We start from the raw sequence: 25,593 nt of genomic DNA on the forward strand, positions 1-25,593 counted from the left end.
CAAACACACTGCTTGAAAGGCAATAAAGATGGGAGACGTTTGAGCAAACTGCATCATTAGGCCCCGCTTTACGACATGACCAAACTTGCTTTTAGATCAAGACGGCCCTTTAAAAAGTGATTTATGATGCCATCAATTATGAGGAAGTGTGAAAATACAGGCTGCATTCAAAATAGTATGTTAAGAGGTTTACCATGAGTAACGTGAGGCGCTGGTGGCAGCAATTACCACCGACTTATCATACCAACTGACACCCCAGTCTGTCGCTGCTGTACGCAATAGAGACAGAGATTTCTCATTTGCTTCTTGCCTGTCTAAGCGCCTTCATCCGTGCCCATTGCCGCTTGTTACAGGTCTTATAGATCCACAGACAGCCGACATCAAACACAAAATAAAACACACTAATCCCACTTGGCGGATTACTGCTGCTAATAAAGGATACCGTCGAAAACCAGATGTCGGGCCAGGCCCAACTTTGATAAAAAGTGCCTAGTAGCTCCAGATACACCACCATGAAATACATGATAAGAAAAAATAATTCATGGCCTGATTTCTTTCTCAATAAAAGCACGATGGTCATGGTACATATAAAACCCAATACATCGCGATCAAACAACAACCATCCGCTCGAATACACGATCATCGACCCATACAATACAATGACAAGGGACGATTTATTGCGCTGTACCCACGCCTCTTTGTAAAAGTACAACACCGCGGCATACACCAAACTGTGGCCGAGCGGCACATAAAACGGCACGTTCTCCAGCCGGTATTCGTACATGCCGAGCAACACAGCGAACACCCATTCGCCCAAATATGCGAATACAATGCCATACAACATGAGCTTTTTAACTCGGTAGCTGACACACCGATACACCCATAAAAAACACATGAACACCAAGGCATTAGTCAGCCATTGACCATATTCTAAGTCTTTCGCTAGGCTTGAACTGTCCAAAAATAGGCCGAGCCACAACACCATCACAACCGGCAAATACACCCACTTATGGCGCCATGACACCATCACAACGTCGCCCTCATTTCAAACACATCTTGTATGAGGCGGTCGTACTCCATGAGGACAGGGAACGAGTACAAGGCACTCACATCGGGTACTTTGATCGGGTTAGCCACAAGCTGCTGAATCAAATCGACGGCACTGGCGGCTTCTTTTTCCATATCGTCAAGATAGCTCTTATACAAGTACGCATCATCGAATAACTCAGGATACACTTGTCGATTCGGCAAGACCGGAACACAACCCAGCGCTACGGCTTCCAATACAGCAAGCCCTTGAAACTCATGCAATGCGGTAGACAGCACAACGTCAGCGGATGCCAAAAAAGCCAAATACTCCGCCCTACTTGGTGCAAAGCCAAATTGGATAATTCTGTGCGCGAACCGTGATTGGATTTGGGTGAATACTTTGGGGATGGATCGGAATTGTTCGCCAAGAATGGCGATCTCATAATCTACTTCACGCCGTTCTAACACGTCTAAGATCGCGAACAAACGGTCTGGCCCTTTATCGAATTCCCAGCGCGCTGACCAAATCAACTTTATCCGACCTGATGCTTGACTTACCGATCTCAAACAGCGCGCTTGCTGCAGAATGTCCAATGGCACTGGCACTACCCGTGCCCGATTTTCGGTCGTATTGAGCCAGTCTGGGGACGCGTAATCGGGCAGCTTTTTCAGCAAAGCACGCGCGCCAAAAAAGAAAGAATCTTGATTAAAACGGCTGTTAAACACACATTGATCAGCGGCCAGTGCGCTGTATAGTGTGACCATTTGCATTTCTACTAGGCCCTGTTGTTTGTCACTCACTGGGTACGCAAATTGGTTCTCATGAAAATACACCAGCCATGGAATGATTTGTAAATTGGAGCAGAATCCTTTCAGGCCAGCACAATCCGTCATAGAGGTCGCAATGACTAAATCATAGGATTGCTCTAACACTGCCTTAAATTGCGGATCAAACGCAAAGCTCATGGCATTGCCGCGAATTCGCCAAGCAAAATGACGGGCGGGTAGGGACAGATAAGACCACTCATGCTGATCCAACCCTGTCATTAGGCTCATTGCCCATGCTTTATGGCTGCTGGCTTCATAGGCGCTGATCAATAAAATTCGCATTTTGTTCTCTTAGTGCTGTTTTACTTAATGGGAAAAATGACGTTTGCTGCTGGCTCATTATGAACAGGTCGAATATCATGTAAGAAAATTACGCACTATTTAAGGAAAGTTATGATCATTCAACGCCACGATCAAGATATCACCACGCCAACCGGCTTGATGCGCTGTACCGTTTACCGCCCGCAGTCTGAAGGTCGTTTTCCTTGCATTATTTTCTATTCTGAAATTTTCCAACAAACGGCCCCCATTGCTCGCTCTGCCGCGATCATGGCGGGTCATGGATTTATCGTCATTGTGCCCGAAGTGTTCCATGAACTGAACCCTATCGGCACGGTTCTAGGTTACGACGACGCAGGAAAAGACAAAGGCAACGCTGACAAGTTTACCAAACCGCTTGAGTCTCACGACAGCGATACCGTCGCCATGATCCGCTTTTTTGAACAACAGACTTACAGCACGGGCCAATTCGGCAGCATGGGAGTGTGTTTGGGGGGGCATCTAGCTTATCGAGCGGCATTACATTCTCGTATCCAAGCGGCTTTCTGCTTGTATGCCACCGACATCCATTCAAACACGATTCCCTGTTTAGACGGTAACGATTCGTTTACCCGCACAAGTGACATTCAAGGAGAAGTTACCATGGTGTGGGGCAAACAAGATCCGCATGTGTCAAACGAAGGTCGGCAGAAAATCTACCAACAACTGATCGATACAGACCGCCTATTTACATGGCACGAAGTTAATGGCCAACACGCCTTTATGCGCGACGAAGGCGATCGTTACGACCCTGCCCTCGCCCTAGAATACTACCGCAAAGCGGTTGCTTTGTTTCAGCGGACACTGCGTAAAGTATGAACCTGTTGATTCAGTACAGGGCGCGCTGCGAGCCCATTGCTCGCATCACGACCTTATTGCTCGCCACGCCAAAGTGGCGTCATCGCACATTCGCCCAGCTCACCAGAGATCCACATATCGCCATCTTGAATCGTGACATTCAGCTGCATAGAGCGCGTGCAAATTTTCGCCAAGGCGTGAACGTGTGATTCGGTAAACTGCAAAACCCGCAAATTTTCAAAACGACTGTTTTTGCCCTTGTTTTGATCCCACCAAATATCAGACTTATCGTTGTAATTGACCACAACAACTTGTTGAGCGCGGCCACAGGCTTTACGCAAACGTTTCTCGTCGGGCTGGCCAAGTTCGACCCACAGCAATATCTCATCTGAATAATTTTTCTGCCAAAGGTCAGGTTCGTCTTCGGTACTGATGCCCTTAGAAAACCCAAGTTGCTCGCCCCCTTCTTTTTCATCCGCTAACAAGGCAAATGCGGCTAAACGCACCATCATGCGCTCTTCCGTTTCAGAAGGATGCAATGCTAGAGTCAATTCGTAACTTTGGTAATGGTTACGGTCCATATCAGAGACTTGAACCGATGCTTTGTACACTGTTGCTTTTGTCGCCATGAGGTCACTTACTACATTGGTTAACAGGTGGAAAATCGAATCGAATTGTACAGCAAAATCAGCAAACAAAATGCGCCTATTATCATTGTTTTTAGAGGCTACACATTAAAAAAAACAATCAATAGCAACACCAGCGCTATGGCTGAACGCATCAAAAAAATGTAGTTTTTACCTGTTGGCTCATTAAAAAGTAGTCTGGCGAACGCACCTAACGTCCGATATAACGCTCGTACTGCGCCACATTTCTCGTTACTACGGCATTGGCCGCAATAATGGCGTTGTCGCCGATTTCTATACCAGGAAGGATTTTTGCCCCACCGCCAATCCACACTTGGTTGCCAATTTTGATGGATTTGGCGGAGCATTCGCCTGACGCGCGCAAGTCTGCGTCTCTTGGGTGATCGACGGTATAAAGGTGCACCGCAGGGCCGATCAAGACATCGTCGCCAATGTGAATGGGGGCGCTATCAAGAAAAACACAGTGAAAGTTAATAAACACATTTTTACCAAGGTGAATTTGAGAGCCATAATCGCATTGAAAGCCTGGTTCAATAACAACACCGTCAAAGGCTGCAAACAAACGGGTGACATGGCGTAAATTGCCTTTACTTGGGTGCGCATTGAATTTTGCACAAGCAAGACGAGCCGCTTCACGGCGCAGGCGAAGGTCCAGATCAATGGCGTTAAAGGATTCACCGCGGGACATCTTTTCAAATTCAGTCATTATCAATGGCTCGTTATCGTATTGGCTTTGCTGGAAGCGTAAAGCATAAAACAGAAAGGCACAAAAAAACGCGGCCTAAGCCGCGTTTTTAAAAAACAATGCGTTGTTATGCTTACAGCATAGAAGCCAAAGTGACTTCCAATTTACGCTGATCCGCTGCGAAGTTACGAATGCCTTCAGACAATTTTTCTGTCGCCATCGCGTCTTCGTTCATTGCCCAACGGAATGCGGCTTCAGTGATGGCAGCAGGCGCTGGTTTCACGTCGGTTGTTGGGATCAATTTACGCTCAAGTTTGCCTTCGTCTTTCTTCAGTTCTTCCAGCAAGTTCGGGCTAATCGTCAAACGGTCACAACCAGCAAGTTGCTCGATTTCACCGATATTACGGAAGCTCGCGCCCATGACAACGGTGTTGTAACCGTGCTCTTTGTAGTAATTGTAGATTTCAGTGACAGAAACCACACCTGGATCGGTTTCTGCCGTGTAATCTTGACCAGTTGATTTTTTGTACCAATCAAGAATACGACCCACAAAAGGAGAGATCAGGTAAACGCCCGCTTCGGCACAAGCTTTTGCTTGAGCGAAAGAGAAAAGCAACGTCAGGTTGCAGTTGATGCCTTCTTTTTCTAGCTCTTCTGCGGCTTTAATGCCTTCCCACGTTGACGCGGCTTTGATCAAAACGCGTTCACGAGAAACACCAGCGGCTTCGTATAGCGCGATCAATTTGCGTGCTTTAGACAGTGTCGCCTCTTTGTCGAAAGACAAACGCGCGTCTACTTCAGTAGAAATACGGCCTGGAACGTATTTCAAAATTTCAGTGCCAACGATCACAGCAAGCATGTCACCAGCGTCTAAAATTTGCTGATCTTTGTCGTTGCTTTGTGTTTTCGCCCAAGCAACCGCTTGGTCAAGGAAAGGAGCGTATTCTGGAATTTGCGCGGCTTTTAGCATCAAAGATGGGTTGGTTGTCGCATCTTCTGGTAAAAAGTCTTTGATTGCCGTGATATCACCGGTGTCAGCCACAATGGTCGTGAACGCTTTTAGTTGAGATAACTTGTTGCTCATTGCTTTATCCTTTCTGTTGATGATGTTTGACCAATTCAATGGCCTCTAATAATACCTTTATCTCTGCGTCGGCTTTATGACCGTTTTCAGAAAGATAACGACGGAACTGTTTGCCGCCAGCTTCTCCTTGAAAAATACCCAAAATATGTCGAGTAAGGTGCAATAACCGCTCGCCTTCTTCTAACTTTCGTTCTACGTACGGAACAAATGCTTCTAAGGCTGCATAGCGATCGTGAACGAGGGCGTGACCGCCAAATAGTTGTTCATCGACGTGGCTAAGCAACCAAGGATTGTGATAAGCCTCGCGCCCAACCATCACGCCATCGACATGGGCTAATTGTTCTTCACATTCTGCTACTGTTTTTATGCCGCCGTTTAAAATGATTTCAAGGTGTGGGAAATCTTTCTTCAACTGATGAACGTAATGGTATTTCAATGGCGGCACTTCGCGGTTTTCTTTCGGGCTCAAGCCTTGCAGAATCGCATTGCGCGCGTGAACAATAAAAGTCGTGATGCCCGTAGTAGCCACATCGCCGACAAAATCCCGCACCACGCTGTATTCTTCTTGATCATCTAAGCCAATGCGATGCTTAATCGTCACAGGAATACTGCACGCATCTTGCATTGACTTCATTGCGTCTTTTACTTTTTCTGGATGGGCCATCAAACAGGCACCAATCAAGCTGTTTTGCACTCGATCGCTAGGGCAACCCGCGTTTAGATTAACCTCATCAAAGCCGGCTTGCTCCGCCATTTTTGCGCATTTACCCAACGCAACCGCGTCTGATCCACCTAATTGCAACGCAATAGGGTGCTCGCACTCGTCATATCGTAAGAATCTTTCAGGATGATTGCCTTGCAGCAACGCGCCCGTTGTTACCATTTCCGTGTACAACAAAGTCTGTTTCGTAAGCGTTCTGGCGAACACTCGATAATCCGATGTTGTCCAATCCATCATGGGGGCAATGGAGAAGCGCCTATCTAGCTTAACACGAGGATTTGAAAGGCCATTTTCTGTAGATTGTCGCGTTTCTTGAGACATTGGTAAGGTCTTTTCGCTGTCAAATGTTCGGTGTGAGAGAATAAATTGTCGTTATTTTAGCACAGAATTACGAAGGGTATTCCGTGGAGAAAACGGTTTAAAGACGAATACCCCAACAGCAACGAAATAATGCATTCGCTTCAATAAAATTATTATGTCATAAAATTACAACATTTCGAATAGTTTATCACATGATGAAAAGGCTAAAGCAGAAAACGTGAACGGCGGAACGCCTGGAAGGTAAACACGGTTAAGAAGAACAGACGGCTATAGGAACGCCGCCATAACATCTGACACAGCAGGCAACACCGTCGTGTTGTCTTTTTCCATCTCAAGACACAGCGCTCTAACAAACGGCGCTTGTTCAGGGTATGTGCTTAACCAGGCTAAAACAGCTAATTGCACATCGGATAAGCTTTGCGCTTGAGTGACGGGAGCCCCCAGCGCAATGAGTTTATCTTTGAAATCCACTTCATCGATTAAGTCAACGATCATCATAGTACTTTCTACCTATTTATTGACATTTTAACCAATACCGTTTTATCAATTAACGTTTAGCAATGGCTAACCCAAAGACAAATAATCGCTTTGTCACTCGTCTTACAGCCATTAGCTTATACCCAAACGGCGGTTTAGCGTATGACTTTTTCTTCGATTAATACATCAAAAATCGCCTGAGCTTGTTCGTCAATGGATTCGTTTTTGAGTACTTTCCCCCCACTGCCAACCGGTTTTGCCGTAGCGGCTTTCATTCGATCCGCGGCGGTTTTGGCTTTGACCACTTTTAGGCGCTTGGGTTTGGGTTTCGCCGGTGAAATGTGCCATTGGCTGGCGAGCTCGTCAATCGCAGCAGCACCATCCAGAGAGGTTACCGTCGCTCTTAGCCCTCGGGCAAAAGCGCTTTGTCTTGCCTCTTGAGCCGCCGCATCCACGCTGGCGATAAAAGGCAAAGCGACTGTAACAGCACGACGCTGGCCACGTGGTAAGGCCAGTAACACCTCAGCTTCAAATTCATCGACCCGCACAATATCAGCAATGCGAGGCACCAGTGGCCAGCCAAGCTGCTCCGCCAGCAAGTAGGGCAACATACCAGACGATTCACCGTTTTCGGCATGAACACCCGTTAATACAATCTGACGCGAATGGTTCTGGCGATTCGCTTTAAAAAACGTCACCAGGGCGGGCAGCGCGTCATCGCCTTTGTTTTGGGTCAAGACAGTGAGCCCGTCTAATCCCATGCCTGTATATTGGCGCAGCACAGGATCATCGGCGTCCCCAGCATGCACTAAAGTAAGACGACTGTCGGCCAACTTAAGTCCCAGCTCAACCGCTCGACCGTCTTGCTCTGCTCTTCGCGCACGACCTGACTGAGGGTGCCGGCCAATCGATACTAAGCAAACGATGTTTATATTAGGCCGCATTAATTATCTCCCCGCGCGATTGTTTTGTATTTTTTGCCGCTTGATGTAGCTCAACTAAGCGTGCTAGTGCAGTTAACACCGCGTCGCTGTCGGCAATCACGGCAAGATCCGCACGCTTAACCATGTCGCAGCCCACATCCGTATTGATCGCAATGACCTTGTCGCACTGACCAATGCCTTGCATATGTTGAATTGCCCCTGAAATGCCCACGGCCAAATACACTCGTGCTGTCACCCAGGTGCCAGACGCGCCAACTTGGCGAGACCGTGGCATAAAACCATCGTCTACGGCCACACGACTGGCACCCTCTGTGGCGCCCAATGCGGTGGCGGTAGCATGAAATTGTGCCCAGTTATGAATCCCGTTCCCTGCTGATACAATAAACTCCGCCTCGGCTAATGGTACCGCATTGGCGTCTACTGCAATCTGCCCTTGGTCTTTTAGGCGAGGAGTCTGATGCGCGATTGCACTCATGGTCAAGGGTAAAACCTGATGTTGTGTTTCATCTATGCCTTCGGCGCACTCCTCCAGTAAAGTCAAAATTCGTGGCGTCGTACGGACAATATCTACGCTAGCAGACGCCCCTCGACACACGGCTCGCTCAGCGTTAACCTGCCAAACATGAGCAGCCAAACGCTCGCCGAGGCGCGCCGACAAACGACACGCTAAGTCGGCTCCCCCGTGGACACTGTCAGGAAATAACCAATGCTCTGGGCGATATGAAGCATCTATTTGCTCTAAAGCAAGCAACCGCGCCTCAGGAGAGAACCCTTCATACACAGCACCTTCTAAATGAATAAGACGATCCACACCGGCCAACGCAAGCTGGCTGTCTTTGCACTCACCGAAGCACACCAACACAACCGCGCCCAAGCGTTTAACAATAAGCTGGTGGGCCAAACCTAAACAATCTTTGTCATGGCGAGTCAGACGCCCCCCCACCAAGTCCGCTACCACCATAATATAAAAGTCAGCATGTTCAACGCGATGCAAGGGCCGCTCAGCTACGCGCCCCTTTAGAAGCGAATTTTTCGCGGCACTATCGCCCGCAAAAAAATTGGCTCTGTCGATACGTTTGATCCCGTTCGGGCCAACAAAACCAACTTTATGAGGGGCTTTCCGCAACACCCCAGAAGGGCCGCGTACGTCGCCTTGCTTCGCTTCCATCAACGAAAGGTGTAAAGGATGAAGACGATTGCGAACAATCCACTCTGCTCTTGGGTCTCTTCGAATAATGTCACTCATCAATGTGCCTCCTCTATCAGTTGACCCGCTAGAATTTCGGCGATGTCTTTCACAATAGGACGAGGTTCAACCACGCCCTCCAACATCGCGGTGCACTGCTGACATCCTACCGCCACCATATCGGCACCCGTATTGATGACATCTTCCATGCGCATGTCGGCAACACGACGCTCGCCAGGAATATCGGTGATGGGCGCGCCACCGCCACCGCCGCAACAACGCGAACGATAACCCGAGCGCTCCATTTCCGCTAGTTCAATCCCTAAGCTGGCAAGCAGCTCACGAGGTGAATCGTATTCACCGTTGTAACGTCCCAAATAGCATGGATCGTGATAAGTGACTTTACGGCCTTGTAAGGCGCTAAGCTTAAATCGCCCTTCTTTCACCAAGCGATTCAAAAATGTGGTGTGATGCAAGATCTCTACCCCATCCAACGCCGTTGAACCAAAATCAGCGTATTCATTTTTTAAGCAATGAAAGGCGTGAGGATCGGTGGTGACGACAGTGGAAAAACGGTATTGCGATAAGGTCGCCAAGTTACGTTTGGCCAGACTTTGGAAGGTCGCATCGTCCCCTAAACGACGGGCGACATCACCGCTGTCTCGCTCTTCGTCGCCCAAAATGGCGACGTCCACATTTGCCGCTTTGAGCAGCTTAACGAAGGCACGAAGAATACGCTGACTGCGCATATCAAAAGCCCCATCCGATACCCAAAACAGCACGTCGGCTTGCTTGACATCGCTCATTAAAGGGAGGTTTTGATCCGAGGCCCAATGCGTTCGACTGCCTGGGGAATGCCCATTGGGGTTATCTGTCGCAATGATATTTTCCAATACTTGCGCGCCTTTATTGGGCGTTTCACCCTTCTCTAGGGTCAAGAATCGACGCATATCGACAATGGCGTCCACGTGCTCGATCATCATCGGACACTCTTCCACACAAGCACGGCAAGTTGTACAAGACCACAAGGTATCTGGGTGAATCAATCCGTCAGTGATGATCTGATCTGCTCCACCTCTCGCCTGGCCCACGGATTGCGTTCCACCTTTTCCATCTGGATAAGGGCTGCCAGTGTACGATGCGTCCGTACCACCTGCAAAGCCTACCACCATGTCTTGAATGAGTTTTTTCGGATTAAGCGGCTGACCCGCCGCAAACGCTGGGCACACTGCTTCACAGCGTCCACATTGAACGCAGGCATCGAAACCCAATAATTGGTTCCATTTAAAATCACTGGGTTTGGCGACACCATGAACCGCATTAACGTTACCGTTGTCGCTGAACAAAACCGGTTTTAACCCCGTTGAGCGACCACCACCAAAGCGCTCTGAACGACGATGAAAAGCCAGATGCAAAGCGCCAGCAAAGGCGTGTTTCATTGGGCCGCCCCATGTCAGGCCGAGCAGCATTTCACTTAAGCTGAGCAAAATAAAAACGGACAAGACCGCGGTTAACGCCCAGTTGCCTGCCCCAACTGGCAAAACGCCCGCCGCCGGTAACGTCAACACGAAAAAAGTGATTGAGAAGGTTAATAGGCTTTTGGGCAGGCGCATCCATGGGCCTTTTGAAAGACGCGATGGCGGATTTATTCGACGCTTAAAAACAAACAACGCCCCACAAAACATCAGCGCCAACGACGCCAACAACGCCCACACCAAAAGCTCACTTTTTACACCCAACACATGCACCAACAGCGTCAAGAGCATGGCCAGCACAAAGCCCCCTCCCGTCGCAACGTGCGTACGAGAAATGTATTTATCACGATCAACCACATGGTGTAGATCGTGTAAATAGCGCTTAGGCATGGCGAGTAAACCCGCCACCCAATCCACTTTATCGGCTTGACCTGTACGCCATAAATTCATCCGACGCACGGCCCCAATGGCAGCCAACATCAGCAGCACAACAATCAAGCTTGGCGGTAACCAATCCAGAATCATACTCAACCCCTTAGTGAATTAAAGGTCTTTGCACAGGCGCAAGGCGTCGTACATAGCGGCGTGAACATTACGCTGTGATACTCCGTCACCCAAACGCCACAAAATCATGCCGGCGTCTGCCTCCTTTAAAAGCACAGGCTGCGGCTGGATAGCGAACAAGGTTTCATTGTCGATTTGACCTTTATTTCGTGACGAGGGCTTTAACGCGTAATACAGATCTTCATTCGGTCGAATGCCGTTTTCGACGACAACCTGATCCACCACTCGCTCCTCTTTTTGTGCGGTGTATTCGTTCTCCAAGACCGCCACCAGCTTATCGCCTTCGCGGTAAACCTTGTCCAACAACATATCAGACGTCATGATCACGTCTTTCTCATACAAGGAACGGTAATACGTTGGGAATGTGGTGCCACCAATGCCAACGCCCGGCTTGATGTCGTCTGTCACCAACTCGACCATGGAGCCTTTGGACGCTAAATAATCCGCCGCCGACATACCAGAAAACTCACAAATAGTGTCGTATACCAACACGTTTTTACCTGGCTCGACTTTGCCACTCAAAATATCCCATGTGGACACAACCAAGCCTTCAGCGGCGCCCCAGTGTGGGTTTTGCTCTAAGAATGGACGCCCTCCCAAGGCCAAAATACACACGTCGGGATTGAGCGCTTTCACCATAGCCTCGTCGGCCGCGGTACTTAAACGCACTTCTACACCCAAACGTTCAATTTCCATGACCAACCAACGGGTGATACCAGCAATTTGATCACGCTGTGGCGCTTTGGATGCAAAAACCAATTGCCCACCTAACTCATCCCCTTTTTCGATTAAGGTCACCTTATGACCGCGTTCTGCCGCCACACGCGCCGCTTCCAATCCGCCAGGACCACCGCCCACCACAACCACGTGGCGAATAACGCCCGAGGTTTTTTCAATGATGTGTGGCAAGCCCATGTATTCCCGCGAGGTCGCTGCGTTTTGAATGCACAACACATCCAGACCTTGGTATTGACGGTCGATGCAATAATTTGCACCAACGCACTGACGAATCTGATCGACCTGATCCATTTTGATCTTGGCAATAAAATGCGGATCTGCGATGTGAGCGCGCGTCATGCCCACAAAATCCACATAACCCGCTTCAATGATGCGTTTGGCTTGATTCGGATCCTTAATGTTTTGCGCATGTATCACCGGCACATTAACAACGTCTTTAATGCCGGCCGCTAAATACAAAAAAGGCTCTGGCGGATACGTCATGTTAGGAATCACATTCGCAAGCGTGTTGTGAGTGTCACAACCAGAGCCTACAACGCCAAAATAGTCCACCATGCCAGTGGCATCATAATATTGGGCGATTTTCTTCATCTCTTCATGGCCCAGACCGTCAGGATGAAATTCGTCACCGGTAATGCGCATACCGACCACAAAATCGGGTCCAACTTCGGCACGAACCGCTTTTAGTACTTCCATACCAAACTTCATGCGACCCTCAAAAGTCCCCCCCCATTCGTCGGTGCGCTTATTGACCCGTGGCGACCAGAATTGGTCGATCATGTGTTGATGCACAGCAGACAGCTCAACACCATCTAACCCGCCTTCTTTAGCGCGCCGAGCGGCTTGAGCAAAGTCCCCAATCACCCGCCACATCTCTTCAACTTCAATGGTTTTACAGGTAGCACGATGCACAGGTTCACGAATACCCGATGGAGACATCAGGTTTGGCCAGTTTTCCCCATCCCATCGAGAACGTCGCCCCATATGAGAAATTTGAATCATGATTTTGCCACCGTGTTTATGCACAGCGTCAGCCAAATTTTGAAAATGCGGAATAATGCGGTCGGTGGACAAATTTACCGAGCTCCACCAGCTTTGTGGGCTGTCGATGGAGACCACACTAGAGCCGCCGCAAATACTTAAACCGCACCCTCCTTTGGCCTTTTCTTCATAATATTTGATGTAACGTTCGGTTGTCATGCCGCCGTCAGTGGCGTACACCTCCGCGTGAGCCGTACTGACAATTCGGTTGCGGATTGTCAATTTATTAATGTTTAAAGGCTCGAACAACGCATCATATTGGGACATAACAAAACCCCGTCAAAATAGGTGGAAATAAAGATTCAAAAAATTACATTAAAGTGGTGATACAGAGAAATAGCCAACATCACAGTCTTCTTCAGCACCACTTTGGGTTTGTGTCGCCTGAGTGCGAATGGTCAAGCCTCTACTGCTTAAAATCTGATCCAACGCGCCAGCAAACCAACCGGTGAACATGTAATCGACTTTGCGGTTAACTTTTTTTCCATGGATTTTTTCATAATGGTACACAAAAGCGGAGTTTTCTAAGCGGACTGTGGCGGTGCCTTGCTCGATGTCGAGCGCTTCGGTGATAAAAATGCCCCAGCCCCGCTGGGATAAACGTTTCAAATAATGATGCCAAATGTCTTCACCATAAATGCCGTGACACTGTGATTCTTGTTCACACCAAAAATACGCAGACTTATAGCCCGCTTTGTAAAGAATATCGGCATAACGCTCGGCCCCGATCTCGTCTTCAATACCCATATGATTGTTAACAAAAAAGTGACGTGGCACATACAGCATAGGCAAGGCATCGGTGGTCCAAACCCCGGTTTCGTCGTCTATTTGGATGGGCATTTCTGGCACGTGTGTTGTCATGTTCATTCTCCCCAAACTTCTTTCAATAGCGCGACCCAGTTCTCACCCATAATCTTCACCACTTGGCGCTCGCTAAAGCCGCCTTTAAGTAAAGAGTCGGTCAAATTGGGAAAGTCGCCCACGGTACGCATGCCCAATGGATTAATAATCTCGCCAAAGCGCGTTAGACGACGAGCGTAGCCCTTGTCATGCGTGAGGTATTCGAAAAAATCGTAACCGTGACCTTGAGTGAAATCGGTGCCGATGCCAATCGCGTCTTCCCCGACCAAGTTGTAGATGTAGCGAATCGCTTCCACATAATCTTCTACGGTGGCGTTAATACCGGCTTTAAGAAAAGGCGCAAACATGGTGACGCCGACAAACCCGCCGTTGTCAGCGATGAATTTCAGCTCTTCATCGGTGCGATTACGGGGATGCTCTTTTAAACCGGCAGGCAAACAATGAGAATAGGCAACGGGCTTTTTGGATTCTATAATGACTTCTTTCGCGGTATTTGGCCCAACGTGAGACAAATCACACAACATGCCGACACGGTTCATTTCTGCGACGATTTCACGACCATACCCAGACAATCCGCCATCGCGTTCATAACAACCTGTACCAACGAGGTTTTGCGTGTTGTAGCACATTTGCACAATACCAACTCCCAGATCTTTAAAGATCTGCACATAGCCAATTTGGTCCTCAAACGCATGGGCATTTTGAAACCCCATCATTACGCCGGTTTTACCTTCGGCTTTGGCCCGATGAATGTCTTTTGTGGTGTAAACCTTGGTCAGTAAATCACTGTTGGCGTCGATTAACTGATTCATTTCGACCACGTTACGGACCGTGCCTTCGAAGTTCTCCCAAAACGACACCGTACAGTTGGCGGCGGTTAGCTTGCCTTTTGCCATGTCTTCGAATAACTCGCGGTTCCATTTCGCACAAATTAGGCCATCAATAATAATAGACTTGTCGTGTAGCTCTGCTGCGTTCATTGTTTTTCCTTACCTAATGGCTAAAACATCAATGAACTGAGTGTAATTTTTCGGTACAGATGGGAGGTGGCTGGAAACGACTAGAGGGGAACTAAAAGCGACTTCTGTCAAAATGGGAAGAATTCCCATTTTTAGAGAGTGACAAACCAAAGGAAAAAACCAAAATAAATAGCCAGAAAAAAGCCATCAAGTGACCACCTCCCTTTCTTAAAAGAAAAGTGGCCTTTGGACGCTATTTCTTAACGATTAACTCTTCGAGCTTTAACCCAGTTGCTTTTTGAATGCTGCGCCATAAATAATAAAAAATCCCCATCATCATGATCATAGAAGGGATGGCAATCATCGGGTAACTGTAAAGTGTCATCTGGCCCAGTTCTTCGTTAAAAGCTTCGGTGCCTGAAGGGCTGGTGACGATCCATTTGGCTAACACGTAATTCATGGTGGCGGAGAACGCAAACGAACCAACGATAAAATAAGTGGCTGTCATCAGCCTTTTTTCAAACAACGCCGTACTGTTGTTTTCGGCTAGCTTTTGCTTGATAGTGTCTACATCCATGATGGCGGCATTAAAAAACAGCGCACGCACCAAAGGGTAGGGTGTAAAGGTCGATACCCAAACCGCAATACCGATAAGCGCCGGTATGGCCGCTTCTTTAATCGCCAGCCATTTATTGTCCAATTCGAACAAACCAATGCTGCCGGTTAGAAACACACTGACTAAGCCCAACAAGGCAATGAAGTTAAATTTCCGATATTTGATCAGTTCAAATAGCCCCCATCCAAGAGGAAACGCTAGGGCTAACAACAGCCCACCCGTTACACCCAGTTTATCTTCACCGCTCAATTTCATTAAAATAAAAGATGGTAAAATGACACTAACCATCAGATCGACCATCGGACGTGGCTTATGCGTTGCAGAGTTGTTCATAGTTTAAAAATTCTCACCTAAATTCAAAGACATCTGACGGCTATCATAAAGTAAAAAAACCAATGAGGCAGTTCTTACTGCCTCGACTTTACGCTTAAAAGACACATTACAGCAAAATAGTCGATAAGGACCCAAACGATCACCTGAGTTTTCCTTGAACAAATGACGTTTGTTTACTATATTAGTAGAATCTTAACTATAGAGTAATCAAACCATGCAATATTCCAGTAAATTTCAAGCAATGGCGGACGCTGCGCAAGCAAGAGTTGAAGGCATAGCTCCCAGCAGCGTAAAGGAGCGCCTTGCAAACGGCGCCATCGCCTTAGACATACGAGATTCCGATGAGCATGCGAAAGGCCACATTGAAGGCTCGTTAAACATAAGTCGCGGAAAACTTGAAATGATCATTGAAGATACAATCCCTAACCTTGAGACCGAAATCCTATGCTACTGCAATGCCAATAACCGAGGCGCTTTATCCGCGGCTTCGCTAAAAGGCATGGGATACGTAAACGCAAAATACATTGCCGGCGGCCTAAACAGCTACAAAAGCTTATAAAAATGTGTCTGAAAAACAAAAAAAGCCAGATGACAATTCATCTGGCTTTTTTATTTTCTTATTAACCTGCCATCAACGCCCTTTTTAAGATGGCATTTTTACCGTACGTAGGTATGGCAGAATGGTGTTCACTTCGCCAAATTTTTCCTTCGCTTGCTCATCATTCAAAGAGAGCGCAACAATAACATCTTGACCCACCACCCAGTTAGCTGGCATGGCAATTGGCACGCCGTAACTTGCTTGAAGCGCATCAAGAGCACGCAATACTTCGGCAAAGTTGCGACCCACTGACATGGGGTACGTCATAGACAATTGCAGTTTCTTATCTGGGCTGATAATGAAAACCACACGGACACTGGCTGAATTTGCGGCAGTACGACCATCAGGTAAGTACGCATCCGCTGGCAACATATCCAATGCTTTAGAGACGGTTAAATCCTCATCAGCAATAATGGGGAAACCTGCTTTCGCACCAGAAAAAGACTCGATGTCAGCTTTCCATTGTTTGTGTTCCTCGACACCATCAACAGACAAGCCAATCACTTTCGTGCCACGCTTTTCCCACTCAGCTGACAGTTGGGCAACCGCACCAAACTCCGTCGTACACACTGGGGTAAAATCTTTTGGGTGACTGAATAAAATGGCCCAGCTATCTCCAATCCAATCATGAAGCTTGAACGTTCCATGGTCTGTTTCTAGCTCTAAATTAGGGATCACATCATTGATACGTAAAGCCATTACACTTCTCCTTTATTGGTTTCTTAATATTCGAGTAAAGTTACTCGACTAACTTAATATTAGAGCTAACTAATCTTAGAGCTAACTAATCTTAGATTCAACACCCAGTTTACTATCATAGCCATTAAAGAAACTCATTAGACTCCAACTTACGATACAAAGACCGAATACTGATTCCAGCGATGTCAGCGACTTGCTCTTTATCATTATCATAATGCGCCATCAGATCTGATAAGTAACGCATTTCTGCCGTTTTTAAATCTACCCAAGGGGACTCACGTTTCAAACTGACCTGACTCGCTGTCACTGAGCTAGAATCATGTTGATCTCGGGGTTGTTGTTGATAAGAATCATTATCGATATCTAAACATTCATCAATCGTATTGACTTCAATAAGGTTGGTGTCAGTCAAAATAACGGCACGATGCAGTAAGTTGCTCAGTTCTCGAACATTGCCAGGGAAAGGGTACCTTTTAAGACGCTGCAAGGCCGAATCGGTCAAATGAAACTCTTTGCGTGCACTGATACGTTTTAGCAACGCGGCGATCAACAGTGGCAGGTCTTCTTTCCGTTCTCGCAACGAGGGAATATAAATAGGGAAAACATTGATTCGATAATAGAGATCTTGACGAAATTCGCCGTTTTTCACCATTTGCGCAAGATTTTTGTGCGTCGCACAAATCAAACGGAAATCACTGTGTTTAATAGCCGACGAACCCACTGGCCGAAACGAACCCGTCTCGATGAGACGCAACAGCTTTACCTGCATCGACAAAGGCACGTCACCAATCTCATCCAAAAACAAAGTACCGCCATTTGCCAACTCGACCAAACCTGTACGATTATTATGCGCACCGGTAAAAGAGCCTTTAACATGACCAAACAATTCGCTTTCAAACAAAGAATCGGTCAACCCCGCACATTCCAGCGTCACCAAAGCATGGTTGACCCTCGAGCTACCTTGATGAACGGCGGTTGCCACCAGCTCTTTACCGCTGCCGGATTCACCTAACAGTAAAACTGACGCCTCTTTTCGGCTGACACGTGTGACTTTTTCTAACATGTGATTGAATCGCTCACTGGCCCCAATTAAGGTATTGTTCCTGTTTTCAGGACTAGCAACTGAAACACGTTTTAACAGCTCAACAAAATACAACACCTCACCTACATCATTGTAAATGGGCTGCATTTCTACATCAACGTGCTCTTTACCCCTCGGCGTTTGATGAATATGAAGCACACGTTCTTTATGCCCACTTTGAATCACAGCGGATAAAGGACAGCTTTCACCCGCCTCATCACAGGGCACACTGTAACCATGAGACACCTGATAACATCGTGACTGTCCACCCAAAGGCACATCACCAAACTCGTCACGGTACTGCTGATTAATGGCCAATATACGATAATTCACAGACACTAAAATCGCAGGACAATGATACGCATTGAGCATGCTTTCAAGTAGCTTTAATGAGGCCTTATCTGAAGCGATAACATCCATTCGAAAATGCCATATTTGTCAGTGTTGAATTGCCAAACATGTCAAATGACACGGCATTAGTCAAACAAAATGTCGGCACATCAGGGTTATGCAGCCGTTCACATAAAGATGTACAGTCATTATCCAATATCTTCACGAAGCACCTTTACATTGGTTATAAAAAAACAACAATAGCTGATATAATTCAAAGGTTTAGCCTATAAAAGCAACATTATAAAAAAGTGTAATTTTCAAGCCTATTTTTGTAAAAATAGGTATATGAACTAATCTCTTTATAGGTTGTCAACCTAAATAATAACAGGGTTAATTCTCTTGACGCTCGCAGAAAACATACCCATTACTTACTGTAAAGTATCGAAATCTGTAGACGAAAAACGGATTAACATGGCCGTCCATCAACCCAAATAGAAGAAACATGATGAAAAAATCACCAGAAAACTCCTTGAAAAACGATGTGCTAGTTTATCGTTTTTTATTGTTGCAAATCCCCATATTGCTGATAAGTGGCCTGGTAGGAGCTAGCCTTTTTACCTTTGCATTGATCTGCTCAGTTATTTTGTTTGCCCTCACTCAGGTCGCTTACAGCTTGTTTAAAGGAACGACAGCATTTTCAGTATTGGCGGGTATTTTTGCCATGCTGACGTCCTCTATGTTGATCCAAAGTCAGCTTGGCATGATCGAAATGCACTTCCATATTTTTTCAGCCATGGTGGTCTTTTTGGTATATCAGAGCTGGAAACCTATCATTGCTGCTCTTTTGACCACCGCAATTTACCATGTCGCTTTCATGTACGTGCAAATGGCCGGCGTTCATATTGGCGACATGCCCATCATGATTTTTGCGGGCCCTCATACTATGTGGGTAATGGTCGTGCATTGTGTGTTTGCAACCTGTGAGGCCAGCTTGTTAATTTACATGGCCACCCTGATGAAGAAAGAGTCCACATCCAATGCCAATGTAGCCAATGCCATTGAAGAGATCTCCAGCAAAAAAGATTTGTCGATACGTTTGATCAATCCCGTATCCAATGCGGAAAAATCGCTGAACATGTTATTAGATAAACTGGCCAGCTTGTTTAATGATTATAAAAAGATTGCGGATGATCTAGTCACTAGCAGCAAACAAATCAATAAAATCAGTCAAGACGTTTCCAGTCGCGCAACCTCCAGTAATCAGCGCGCTCAGTCTGTGGCTACGTCGACAGAAAAAGTATCGGCGTCCATGCGTAACATCGCCAGCAACAGCGGGCAGTCTGCTGAACTCATCTCTGAATTAGAGCAAGGCATTTTAAGCGACAGCACTAAAACGCTGGAAATTATGGAAGATATGCAACTGCTGTCTAAAAACACAATAGCCGTTTCCAGCTCTCTTAACTCATTAACGTCTGATGTAGAATCGATTACCAAACTGCTTAATGCAATAAGAAGTATTTCTGAACAGACCAACTTATTAGCTTTAAATGCGGCCATAGAAGCAGCAAGAGCCGGCGAAACAGGACGAGGCTTTGCGGTTGTAGCAGACGAAGTGCGAACACTGGCACAACGGTCTAGTGAATCAACAGATGACATTGAAAAAGTATTGACGAACCTTAACAAGAGCGTCAGCAGTACAGTAACGTCCATGGAGTCCAGCAAAGAGAGAACCACCATCAGTGTTGGCCACACAGAAAAGATCTCTAAAGCGCTACTCGATCGCGCCGCATCGGTTAGCAGCGTGGCGTCCTCTAGTCGTAAAATTGCAGACGATTCATTTGCACAAGAAAGGGTAATTACTGACATCAATACCCAAACGAATGAAAACGCCGAATCCCTAAAACGATTGTCTGATCTTATGCTGGAACTTCAACAAACCAGCAAAGACATCACAGAAGTCACCAAGCTATACGAAAGCAAAGCCAACTTTTTCAAGACAAGGTAATTAAAAAGTACAGCCTTGTGTTTGGTGTGTTTTATAAGGAGCCTGTTGGCTCCTTATTTATGTCGCAAGACCTCATTAAAGTTGTACGCTAGTTATAACGAGCCAAAACCTATTATTCAGCCCAACTTGACTCATCTTCACCCCAGCTATCCTCGCCGTCTCCCCAACTATCGTCCCTAGGGTTACTTTCTTGTGTCGACGTTTTAGCAGGGACATTACCGTCGTACACTTCAAAAGCGCGGGTTTGCAGGTACACATCTCGGACAAAACTGTAACGATCGCCCACAATCATGCCCTCTGCGTTTAAAAAACGTGCTCTGGTTTGAATAACGTCTAACCCTAGTAACGCCAACTCTTCCTTGTTGTTTAAATCTAAATACTCGGTTTCATCAATGGCAATGTACTCAGCAACAAGTCCTGACCCGTCACGAACGGTAGAAGGCCCAAAAAAAGGCAACACCAAATACGGACCTGACGATAGGCCCCAATGCCCTAACGTTTGGCCAAAATCTTCATCATACTCTTTCAGTCCCAACTCCGACGCCACATCAAAAATACCAAACCAACCCGCGGTACTGTTGATCAAAAAACGAAACGTTGACGACGCCGTTTGATCCCACTTACCTTGCAGTAAATTATTGGTGATGTTGCCGATTTCACCCAAATTAGAAAAGAAATTACTCACGCCTTTCTGTACTGGCGTGGGTGTCACCGCTTTATAGCCTTTTGAGATGGGTTTTAATACCGCCCCATCCAAAGCGTCATTAAAAGTAAACATAGAGCGGTTAAACCCTTCCCATGGGTCTTCCTCAGTGGCCGCAAACGACATCGTAGAACAGGCTAAACCCAGACTCATCAACCAAACACTCATCATCTTACGCATGTTACTTTCCTTAAGTTACTTGCCCTAATTAACGGACTCGTTAAACCAATTTTTTCACATCGCTCCACTGTTTTGCCAAACGCTTATCAGAAATGGGTTCCAGCGTGCCGACTGACTGGGCAAACAAAGAAATACGATACTCTTCTAACATCCAACGGTATTTGATCAATTCTGGATCATACAGCGCTTTGTCATCATGGGCTTTTTTCTGTCGTATAAAGGTCTGCCATAAACTTTCTAACTGAGACACGGCGGCATTTTCTTTGTTCAAATGATTTTGAAAACGCTCTAAGCGCACTTCAATGCCTTTAAAGTATCGCGGTAATTGCCCCAACCAAAACAACGGCGTATTACCGATGAAGCCTGGGTAAATCAGCTGTTCCAGCTGGAATTTAATGTCCCCATATACTCTTGCCCAAGGCAATGGCATCGCTCCTTTCATTTTTTTCGCTACCGCTTGATAAGACGATAAGACACGATACAACTGAGTCGCCATGTCGTTGGCAACGGTCACCAGTTGAGGTTTATGGGTCGTTACGCAACGCTCAAACTCCGCTTTCGTGCGCGGTAAAGGCCGCCCATCCAAAAACACCTTGTCTAACACCGCGTTTAGTAAATCGTCCAGTAGGGTCTCTTTCTTCCCCAACGGCGCGAAAATCAACATAGACTCTTTAAGACGCGGCAAGTTTTTTTGTAAGTACCGTACCTCTTTATTTAAGGTCAATTGCAACAGGGTAATCACCCCTTTGCGATGCGTTTCCGTCGCCGTGTTCTGATCATCAAACATTTTCAACGACACACTGTCACCTTGTGACACCAACGCGGGAAACGCCGTGACGTTAATGCCAGCTTGTTTGATTTCTTGACGTTCGGGAATCCCCTGCTCGGGCCACGCGGTTAAGCCTTCTTGCTCATGTTGTTTGGTGCCAAATTTCGCAAAACTCTCATCCACCAAGTCACCGAACTGGCTTTGTAGCTGAGCGAGACTTTTACCCACGCCCAACACCTTGCCGCGTTCATCGACCACTTCTAAATTCAAGGTTAAATGGGAATCCAATTTATCGGCGTTCCACTCGTTAAGCGGAATGTCGATTAGGGTTTCGCGCTTAATCTGCAAGCTCAATTGCTCAAGTAAATCGCCCTTATCTCTCGATAAGTTCGGATAAACACGGTCGACAAATGGCGGTATTGGCACAAAGCGGCGGCGCAATACTTTTGGCAGACCTCGCAATAAAGCATCGCAACGCTCTTTGATAAAACCGGGCACGGCCCAACCTAAATCCTCAAGACTCAACTGTCTGAGCAACCCTACTGGCACTTTTAAAGTCGCCCCATCGGTGGCTTTACCTGGGTCAAATTTGTAGTCAATCGGTAACGCCACACCATGCAAGCCAAAGGAATCTGGAAACGCCTCGTCATCCACATTCACGTCTTGGTTGATCAAATCGTCCCGCGTCATCACTAAGGCATCGGGGGATTTCTTAACAAAATACTCTAAACTTTTTTGATTGCGAACCGCATCGGGTAAACGTGAATGATAAAACGCAAATACGGTTTCATCATCCACCAGAATATTGCGAGTACGCAATTTGGCTTCTTGTGTTTCTAACGCTTCCATCAGGGCTTTATTTTTGCGGAAAAACGCCTGCTTGGTTCGCAATTCCCCTTCTACCAACCCTGAGCGAATAAAAATCTCACGCGCTTCTGCGGGGTTGACCTGACCGTAATCCATACGACGCTTCGCCACGACCACCAGCCCGTATAAAGACACTTGCTCGTTGGCCATCACGCGGCCTTGGTTACGCTCGAAATGCGGATCAAAGTATTGGCGCTTCACAAAGGGTGCGGCGTATTCTTCGATCCATGCAGGGTCAATGCGCGCCGTCACCCGAGCGTACAACTTGGTGGTTTCCACCAGCTCGGCGGCCATAATCCACTGTGGTGGCTTTTTAAACAGCATCGATGCCGGAAAGATCGACAATTTACGAGAACGACAACCCAGCATGTCTTTGCTGTCTTCCATTTTGTTCGCCACTTGGGTAAATAAACCTGCCAACAAGGAACGGTGAATGGCTTCGTAGTGGCGTTCTTCATGCTGCACTTCTTTAAAACCCAGCTGCTTACAGGCGATCATAATTTGGCGATGAATATCTCGCCATTCGCGCATGCGCATAAAATTTAAAAACTGTTTTCGACAATACTGACGCAAATGATTTTGCGACAAGCTTTGGCGCTGCTCTTCGTAGCGCTCCCACAGATTTAGGAACACGGCAAAATCCGAGTCTTCGTCTTTATCGACGGCATGGGCTTGGTCAGATTGCGCTTTTTTGTCTTGAGGGCGCTCGCGTGGATCTGGAATCGACAAGGCACTGACAATAATCGCCACCTCTTTAAGCACACTGTGTTGCTCTGCCGCGATGAGAATACGACCTAATTTTGGGTCAATGGGCAACTTCGCCAACTGGCGACCAATCGGTGTCAGGCGCTCTTTGTTCAAAGCCCCAAGCTCCGTTAAGGCTTGATAACCGTCGTTGATCATGCGTTTTTCTGGCATTTCAACAAAAGGGAATTTTTCCACCGCACCCAATTTGAGATTGGCCATTTGCAAAATAACCGACGCCAAGTTAGTACGAAAAATTTCGGGGTCGGTAAATTCAGAGCGATTGTCAAAATCAGACTCATCGTATAAACGAATACAAATACCGTCGGCCACACGACCACATCGACCGGCACGCTGATTCGCACTGGCTTGGCTGATCTTTTCAATCGGTAATTGCTGCACTTTAGAGCGTACACTGTAACGACTAATACGCGCTAAGCCAGGGTCTATTACATACCGAATTCCGGGAACCGTTAACGAGGTTTCCGCCACGTTGGTCGACAATACAATGCGACGACCACCGTGAGACTTGAAAATACGTTGCTGCTCACTGGCACTCAAACGGGCATAAAGAGGCAGCACCTCCGTCGACCTGAGTTCAGCACGACGAAGTATCTCGGCGGTTTCGCGAATTTCGCGCTCACCCGGTAAAAACACCAACATATCACCGGCACCGCGATAACCAGACTGACGCTCTTCCGCGATGAGCCTTTCCACCGCATCCAACACGCCTTGCTCCATGCTTTGGTCTTCGTCGAGTTCTTCTGAATCGGACTTGCTCAACAAAGGCTGGTAACGCACTTCAACCGGATACGTTCGACCCGACACTTCAATAATAGGCGCCTTATCGAAATGCTGTGAAAACCGCTCCACATCGATGGTCGCCGAGGTGACGATGACTTTTAAATCAGGACGCGCTGCTAACACTTGCTTTAAATACCCCAACAAAAAATCAATGTTCAAACTGCGTTCGTGGGCTTCATCAATAATGATGGTGTCGTATTTATAAAGGAGTTTATCTTGTTGAATTTCAGCCAACAAAATACCGTCGGTCATCAGCTTGATCAGTGTTGTTTCGGTACTTTCGTCGCTGAAACGCACCTGAAAACCCACCTGCTCGCCCAATTTCACCTGCAACTCATCACTGATGCGATCCGCCACACTGCGTGCCGCCAAACGTCTTGGCTGAGTATGACCAATCACACCCGCAATACCACGACCCGCTTGCAGGCACATTTTTGGCAACTGGGTGGTTTTACCTGATCCCGTTTCACCGGCGATAATAATCACTTGGTTGTCTTGAATCGCCTTGATAATTTCGTCCGCGCGCGCAGCAACTGGCAAAGTTTCGTCGTACGTTACTCTTGGCAAACGGGACAAGCGCGTTTTATAAAGAGTTTCAGAGGTTTCGATCAACGCATTCAATTCAGACTGAGTGCGATCAAACGGCAAACCGTCTTTTTGGCGTTTCGTAAGCTGCTGTTGTTTACGTTCGATAAGATGACGATCACGGATCATCAGAGGAGGATTTTGCATACGACTAAAAAAGTATCCTGTGTTTGGATGCTGACCTGAAAAACATCTAGCTAGATCACCCATAGCGTAACGATATAATGCTTAATTATAACATGAACTCCCATCAAGGCGTTAGATCGAGAGTACCGGAGTACAGCGAGTTTATCTGATCATTAATGTATTTTTTTCGTTCCGTAACGAACCATGTCTTTGCCGTTTTCATACACATTGGTACTGACCCAACGCCCTAAAATCAACTGCCGTTTTTCATCCAAGACCGCAATGAATGGACGCCCATTACTGTTGTTCGTCGCCAACGCTACGCCCTCAACATTGGCCAAACCAAGCCCCCCATTTTCTACAGCACGAAGGAAGGCTTCAAGTTGATCCAAGGTTTCAATAACATCGTTATCGTTCATCATACGGTTTACTCTTTAAGGGATAAAAGGCGTGCAAGGATAACAGGAATCAGAG

The 25,593-nt window shown here is 46.9% G+C and carries 22 protein-coding genes; 3 read left to right on the top strand and 19 right to left on the bottom strand.

The annotated features are described in order from the left end of the window. Positions 1 to 295: 295 nt before the first annotated feature. Both FXV75_RS09255 and FXV75_RS09260 read right to left on the bottom strand, forming a co-directional pair. The gene (locus FXV75_RS09255; RefSeq protein WP_148835319.1) at positions 296 to 1,027 is read right to left on the bottom strand and encodes a hypothetical protein; all 732 of its coding nucleotides are present in this window, start codon (positions 1,025 to 1,027) and stop codon (positions 296 to 298) included. Beyond that, entirely contained in the window at positions 1,027 to 2,139 is a 1,113-nt protein-coding gene (locus FXV75_RS09260; protein WP_148832767.1) for a DUF3524 domain-containing protein, read from the bottom strand. Before FXV75_RS09260 ends, FXV75_RS09255 begins: the two co-directional genes overlap by 1 nt. A 111-nt stretch (positions 2,140 to 2,250) precedes the next feature. Between FXV75_RS09260 and FXV75_RS09265 the strand changes: the two genes are divergently transcribed. After that, a complete protein-coding gene (locus FXV75_RS09265; protein ID WP_148832769.1) occupies positions 2,251 to 2,994 on the top strand; it encodes a dienelactone hydrolase family protein in 744 nt (247 codons plus the stop codon). A 53-nt stretch (positions 2,995 to 3,047) separates the two neighbouring features. Here FXV75_RS09265 and FXV75_RS09270 read toward each other — a convergent pair whose 3' ends face one another. The 12 genes from FXV75_RS09270 to FXV75_RS09325 all read right to left on the bottom strand — a co-directional run bounded on the left by FXV75_RS09270 (position 3,048) and on the right by FXV75_RS09325 (position 15,625). Beyond that, complete coding sequence (locus tag FXV75_RS09270) at positions 3,048 to 3,602, bottom strand: YaeQ family protein (RefSeq protein ID WP_148832771.1); 555 nt, start codon at positions 3,600 to 3,602, stop codon at positions 3,048 to 3,050. 208 nt (positions 3,603 to 3,810) lie between these two features. Beyond that, complete coding sequence (locus tag FXV75_RS09275; RefSeq protein ID WP_148832773.1) at positions 3,811 to 4,326, bottom strand: sugar O-acetyltransferase; 516 nt, start codon at positions 4,324 to 4,326, stop codon at positions 3,811 to 3,813. A gap of 112 nt (positions 4,327 to 4,438) precedes the next feature. Continuing rightward, complete coding sequence (gene tal / locus FXV75_RS09280; protein ID WP_148832775.1) at positions 4,439 to 5,389, bottom strand: transaldolase; 951 nt, start codon at positions 5,387 to 5,389, stop codon at positions 4,439 to 4,441. A 4-nt stretch (positions 5,390 to 5,393) separates the two neighbouring features. Beyond that, a complete protein-coding gene (dusA, locus tag FXV75_RS09285) occupies positions 5,394 to 6,431 on the bottom strand; it encodes a tRNA dihydrouridine(20/20a) synthase DusA (RefSeq protein WP_148832776.1) in 1,038 nt (345 codons plus the stop codon). Positions 6,432 to 6,698: 267 nt separating this feature from the next. Beyond that, the gene (locus FXV75_RS09290; RefSeq protein WP_148832778.1) at positions 6,699 to 6,929 is read right to left on the bottom strand and encodes a hypothetical protein; all 231 of its coding nucleotides are present in this window, start codon (positions 6,927 to 6,929) and stop codon (positions 6,699 to 6,701) included. A gap of 134 nt (positions 6,930 to 7,063) precedes the next feature. Beyond that, positions 7,064 to 7,852 (bottom strand): electron transfer flavoprotein subunit beta, encoded by a 789-nt coding sequence (locus FXV75_RS09295; RefSeq protein ID WP_148832780.1) that lies wholly within the window; start codon positions 7,850 to 7,852, stop codon positions 7,064 to 7,066. Then, a complete protein-coding gene (locus FXV75_RS09300; protein WP_148832782.1) occupies positions 7,842 to 9,098 on the bottom strand; it encodes an electron transfer flavoprotein subunit alpha/FixB family protein in 1,257 nt (418 codons plus the stop codon). Before FXV75_RS09300 ends, FXV75_RS09295 begins: the two co-directional genes overlap by 11 nt. Then, positions 9,098 to 11,038, bottom strand: coding sequence for a (Fe-S)-binding protein (locus FXV75_RS09305; protein ID WP_316247110.1), 1,941 nt, complete (start codon positions 11,036 to 11,038; stop codon positions 9,098 to 9,100). The genes FXV75_RS09300 and FXV75_RS09305 overlap by 1 nt, the downstream gene beginning before the upstream one ends. Before the next feature lie 18 nt (positions 11,039 to 11,056). Beyond that, the gene (dgcA, locus tag FXV75_RS09310) at positions 11,057 to 13,123 is read right to left on the bottom strand and encodes a dimethylglycine demethylation protein DgcA (RefSeq protein WP_148832784.1); all 2,067 of its coding nucleotides are present in this window, start codon (positions 13,121 to 13,123) and stop codon (positions 11,057 to 11,059) included. A 48-nt stretch (positions 13,124 to 13,171) separates the two neighbouring features. Next, entirely contained in the window at positions 13,172 to 13,717 is a 546-nt protein-coding gene (locus FXV75_RS09315) for a DUF5943 domain-containing protein (protein ID WP_148832786.1), read from the bottom strand. A gap of 2 nt (positions 13,718 to 13,719) precedes the next feature. Further along, complete coding sequence (locus FXV75_RS09320; protein WP_148832788.1) at positions 13,720 to 14,697, bottom strand: dipeptidase; 978 nt, start codon at positions 14,695 to 14,697, stop codon at positions 13,720 to 13,722. A 232-nt stretch (positions 14,698 to 14,929) separates the two neighbouring features. Continuing rightward, positions 14,930 to 15,625, bottom strand: a complete 696-nt coding sequence (locus FXV75_RS09325; protein WP_148832790.1) for a VC0807 family protein — start codon at positions 15,623 to 15,625, stop codon at positions 14,930 to 14,932. Between the two features lie 214 nt (positions 15,626 to 15,839). Here FXV75_RS09325 and FXV75_RS09330 point away from each other — a divergent pair, with 214 nt between their 5' ends. Beyond that, positions 15,840 to 16,184, top strand: a complete 345-nt coding sequence (locus FXV75_RS09330; RefSeq protein WP_148832792.1) for a rhodanese-like domain-containing protein — start codon at positions 15,840 to 15,842, stop codon at positions 16,182 to 16,184. 84 nt (positions 16,185 to 16,268) lie between these two features. Here the strand turns inward: FXV75_RS09330 and FXV75_RS09335 are convergent, their stop codons facing one another. Further along, positions 16,269 to 16,922: a peroxiredoxin gene (locus FXV75_RS09335; RefSeq protein WP_148832794.1), complete on the bottom strand. Its 654-nt coding sequence runs from the start codon at positions 16,920 to 16,922 to the stop codon at positions 16,269 to 16,271. 124 nt (positions 16,923 to 17,046) lie between these two features. Further along, positions 17,047 to 18,423 (bottom strand): sigma-54 interaction domain-containing protein, encoded by a 1,377-nt coding sequence (locus FXV75_RS09340; RefSeq protein WP_148832796.1) that lies wholly within the window; start codon positions 18,421 to 18,423, stop codon positions 17,047 to 17,049. 415 nt (positions 18,424 to 18,838) lie between these two features. On the opposite strand from FXV75_RS09340, the gene FXV75_RS09345 reads away from it, so the two are divergent. Further along, positions 18,839 to 20,341 (top strand): methyl-accepting chemotaxis protein, encoded by a 1,503-nt coding sequence (locus FXV75_RS09345; RefSeq protein WP_148832798.1) that lies wholly within the window; start codon positions 18,839 to 18,841, stop codon positions 20,339 to 20,341. A gap of 112 nt (positions 20,342 to 20,453) precedes the next feature. Here the strand turns inward: FXV75_RS09345 and FXV75_RS09350 are convergent, their stop codons facing one another. From FXV75_RS09350 to FXV75_RS09360, 3 genes are all read right to left on the bottom strand, one after another. Continuing rightward, a complete protein-coding gene (locus FXV75_RS09350; protein ID WP_148832800.1) occupies positions 20,454 to 21,224 on the bottom strand; it encodes a VacJ family lipoprotein in 771 nt (256 codons plus the stop codon). A gap of 40 nt (positions 21,225 to 21,264) precedes the next feature. Continuing rightward, positions 21,265 to 25,140, bottom strand: coding sequence for an ATP-dependent RNA helicase HrpA (gene hrpA, locus FXV75_RS09355; RefSeq protein ID WP_148832801.1), 3,876 nt, complete (start codon positions 25,138 to 25,140; stop codon positions 21,265 to 21,267). 152 nt (positions 25,141 to 25,292) lie between these two features. Next, the gene (locus FXV75_RS09360) at positions 25,293 to 25,541 is read right to left on the bottom strand and encodes a hypothetical protein (protein WP_148832803.1); all 249 of its coding nucleotides are present in this window, start codon (positions 25,539 to 25,541) and stop codon (positions 25,293 to 25,295) included. Positions 25,542 to 25,593 lie beyond the last annotated feature (52 nt).

The organism is Marinomonas sp. IMCC 4694, from assembly GCF_008122525.1.
Taxonomy (GTDB): domain Bacteria; phylum Pseudomonadota; class Gammaproteobacteria; order Pseudomonadales; family Marinomonadaceae; genus Marinomonas.

Bases quoted from the DNA above. Each gene is read 5' to 3' on its own strand.
- FXV75_RS09255 (WP_148835319.1), bottom strand. From the start codon at position 1,027: ATGGTGTCATGGCGCCATAAGTGGGTGTATTTGCCGGTTGTGATGGTG.
- FXV75_RS09260 (WP_148832767.1), bottom strand. From the start codon at position 2,139: ATGCGAATTTTATTGATCAGCGCCTATGAAGCCAGCAGCCATAAAGCA.
- FXV75_RS09265 (WP_148832769.1), top strand. From the start codon at position 2,251: ATGATCATTCAACGCCACGATCAAGATATCACCACGCCAACCGGCTTG.
- FXV75_RS09270 (WP_148832771.1), bottom strand. From the start codon at position 3,602: ATGGCGACAAAAGCAACAGTGTACAAAGCATCGGTTCAAGTCTCTGAT.
- FXV75_RS09275 (WP_148832773.1), bottom strand. From the start codon at position 4,326: ATGACTGAATTTGAAAAGATGTCCCGCGGTGAATCCTTTAACGCCATT.
- tal (WP_148832775.1), bottom strand. From the start codon at position 5,389: ATGAGCAACAAGTTATCTCAACTAAAAGCGTTCACGACCATTGTGGCT.
- dusA (WP_148832776.1), bottom strand. From the start codon at position 6,431: ATGTCTCAAGAAACGCGACAATCTACAGAAAATGGCCTTTCAAATCCT.
- FXV75_RS09290 (WP_148832778.1), bottom strand. From the start codon at position 6,929: ATGATGATCGTTGACTTAATCGATGAAGTGGATTTCAAAGATAAACTC.
- FXV75_RS09295 (WP_148832780.1), bottom strand. From the start codon at position 7,852: ATGCGGCCTAATATAAACATCGTTTGCTTAGTATCGATTGGCCGGCAC.
- FXV75_RS09300 (WP_148832782.1), bottom strand. From the start codon at position 9,098: ATGAGTGACATTATTCGAAGAGACCCAAGAGCAGAGTGGATTGTTCGC.
- FXV75_RS09305 (WP_316247110.1), bottom strand. From the start codon at position 11,038: ATGATTCTGGATTGGTTACCGCCAAGCTTGATTGTTGTGCTGCTGATG.
- dgcA (WP_148832784.1), bottom strand. From the start codon at position 13,123: ATGTCCCAATATGATGCGTTGTTCGAGCCTTTAAACATTAATAAATTG.
- FXV75_RS09315 (WP_148832786.1), bottom strand. From the start codon at position 13,717: ATGACAACACACGTGCCAGAAATGCCCATCCAAATAGACGACGAAACC.
- FXV75_RS09320 (WP_148832788.1), bottom strand. From the start codon at position 14,697: ATGAACGCAGCAGAGCTACACGACAAGTCTATTATTATTGATGGCCTA.
- FXV75_RS09325 (WP_148832790.1), bottom strand. From the start codon at position 15,625: ATGAACAACTCTGCAACGCATAAGCCACGTCCGATGGTCGATCTGATG.
- FXV75_RS09330 (WP_148832792.1), top strand. From the start codon at position 15,840: ATGCAATATTCCAGTAAATTTCAAGCAATGGCGGACGCTGCGCAAGCA.
- FXV75_RS09335 (WP_148832794.1), bottom strand. From the start codon at position 16,922: ATGGCTTTACGTATCAATGATGTGATCCCTAATTTAGAGCTAGAAACA.
- FXV75_RS09340 (WP_148832796.1), bottom strand. From the start codon at position 18,423: ATGGATGTTATCGCTTCAGATAAGGCCTCATTAAAGCTACTTGAAAGC.
- FXV75_RS09345 (WP_148832798.1), top strand. From the start codon at position 18,839: ATGATGAAAAAATCACCAGAAAACTCCTTGAAAAACGATGTGCTAGTT.
- FXV75_RS09350 (WP_148832800.1), bottom strand. From the start codon at position 21,224: ATGCGTAAGATGATGAGTGTTTGGTTGATGAGTCTGGGTTTAGCCTGT.
- hrpA (WP_148832801.1), bottom strand. From the start codon at position 25,140: ATGCAAAATCCTCCTCTGATGATCCGTGATCGTCATCTTATCGAACGT.
- FXV75_RS09360 (WP_148832803.1), bottom strand. From the start codon at position 25,541: ATGATGAACGATAACGATGTTATTGAAACCTTGGATCAACTTGAAGCC.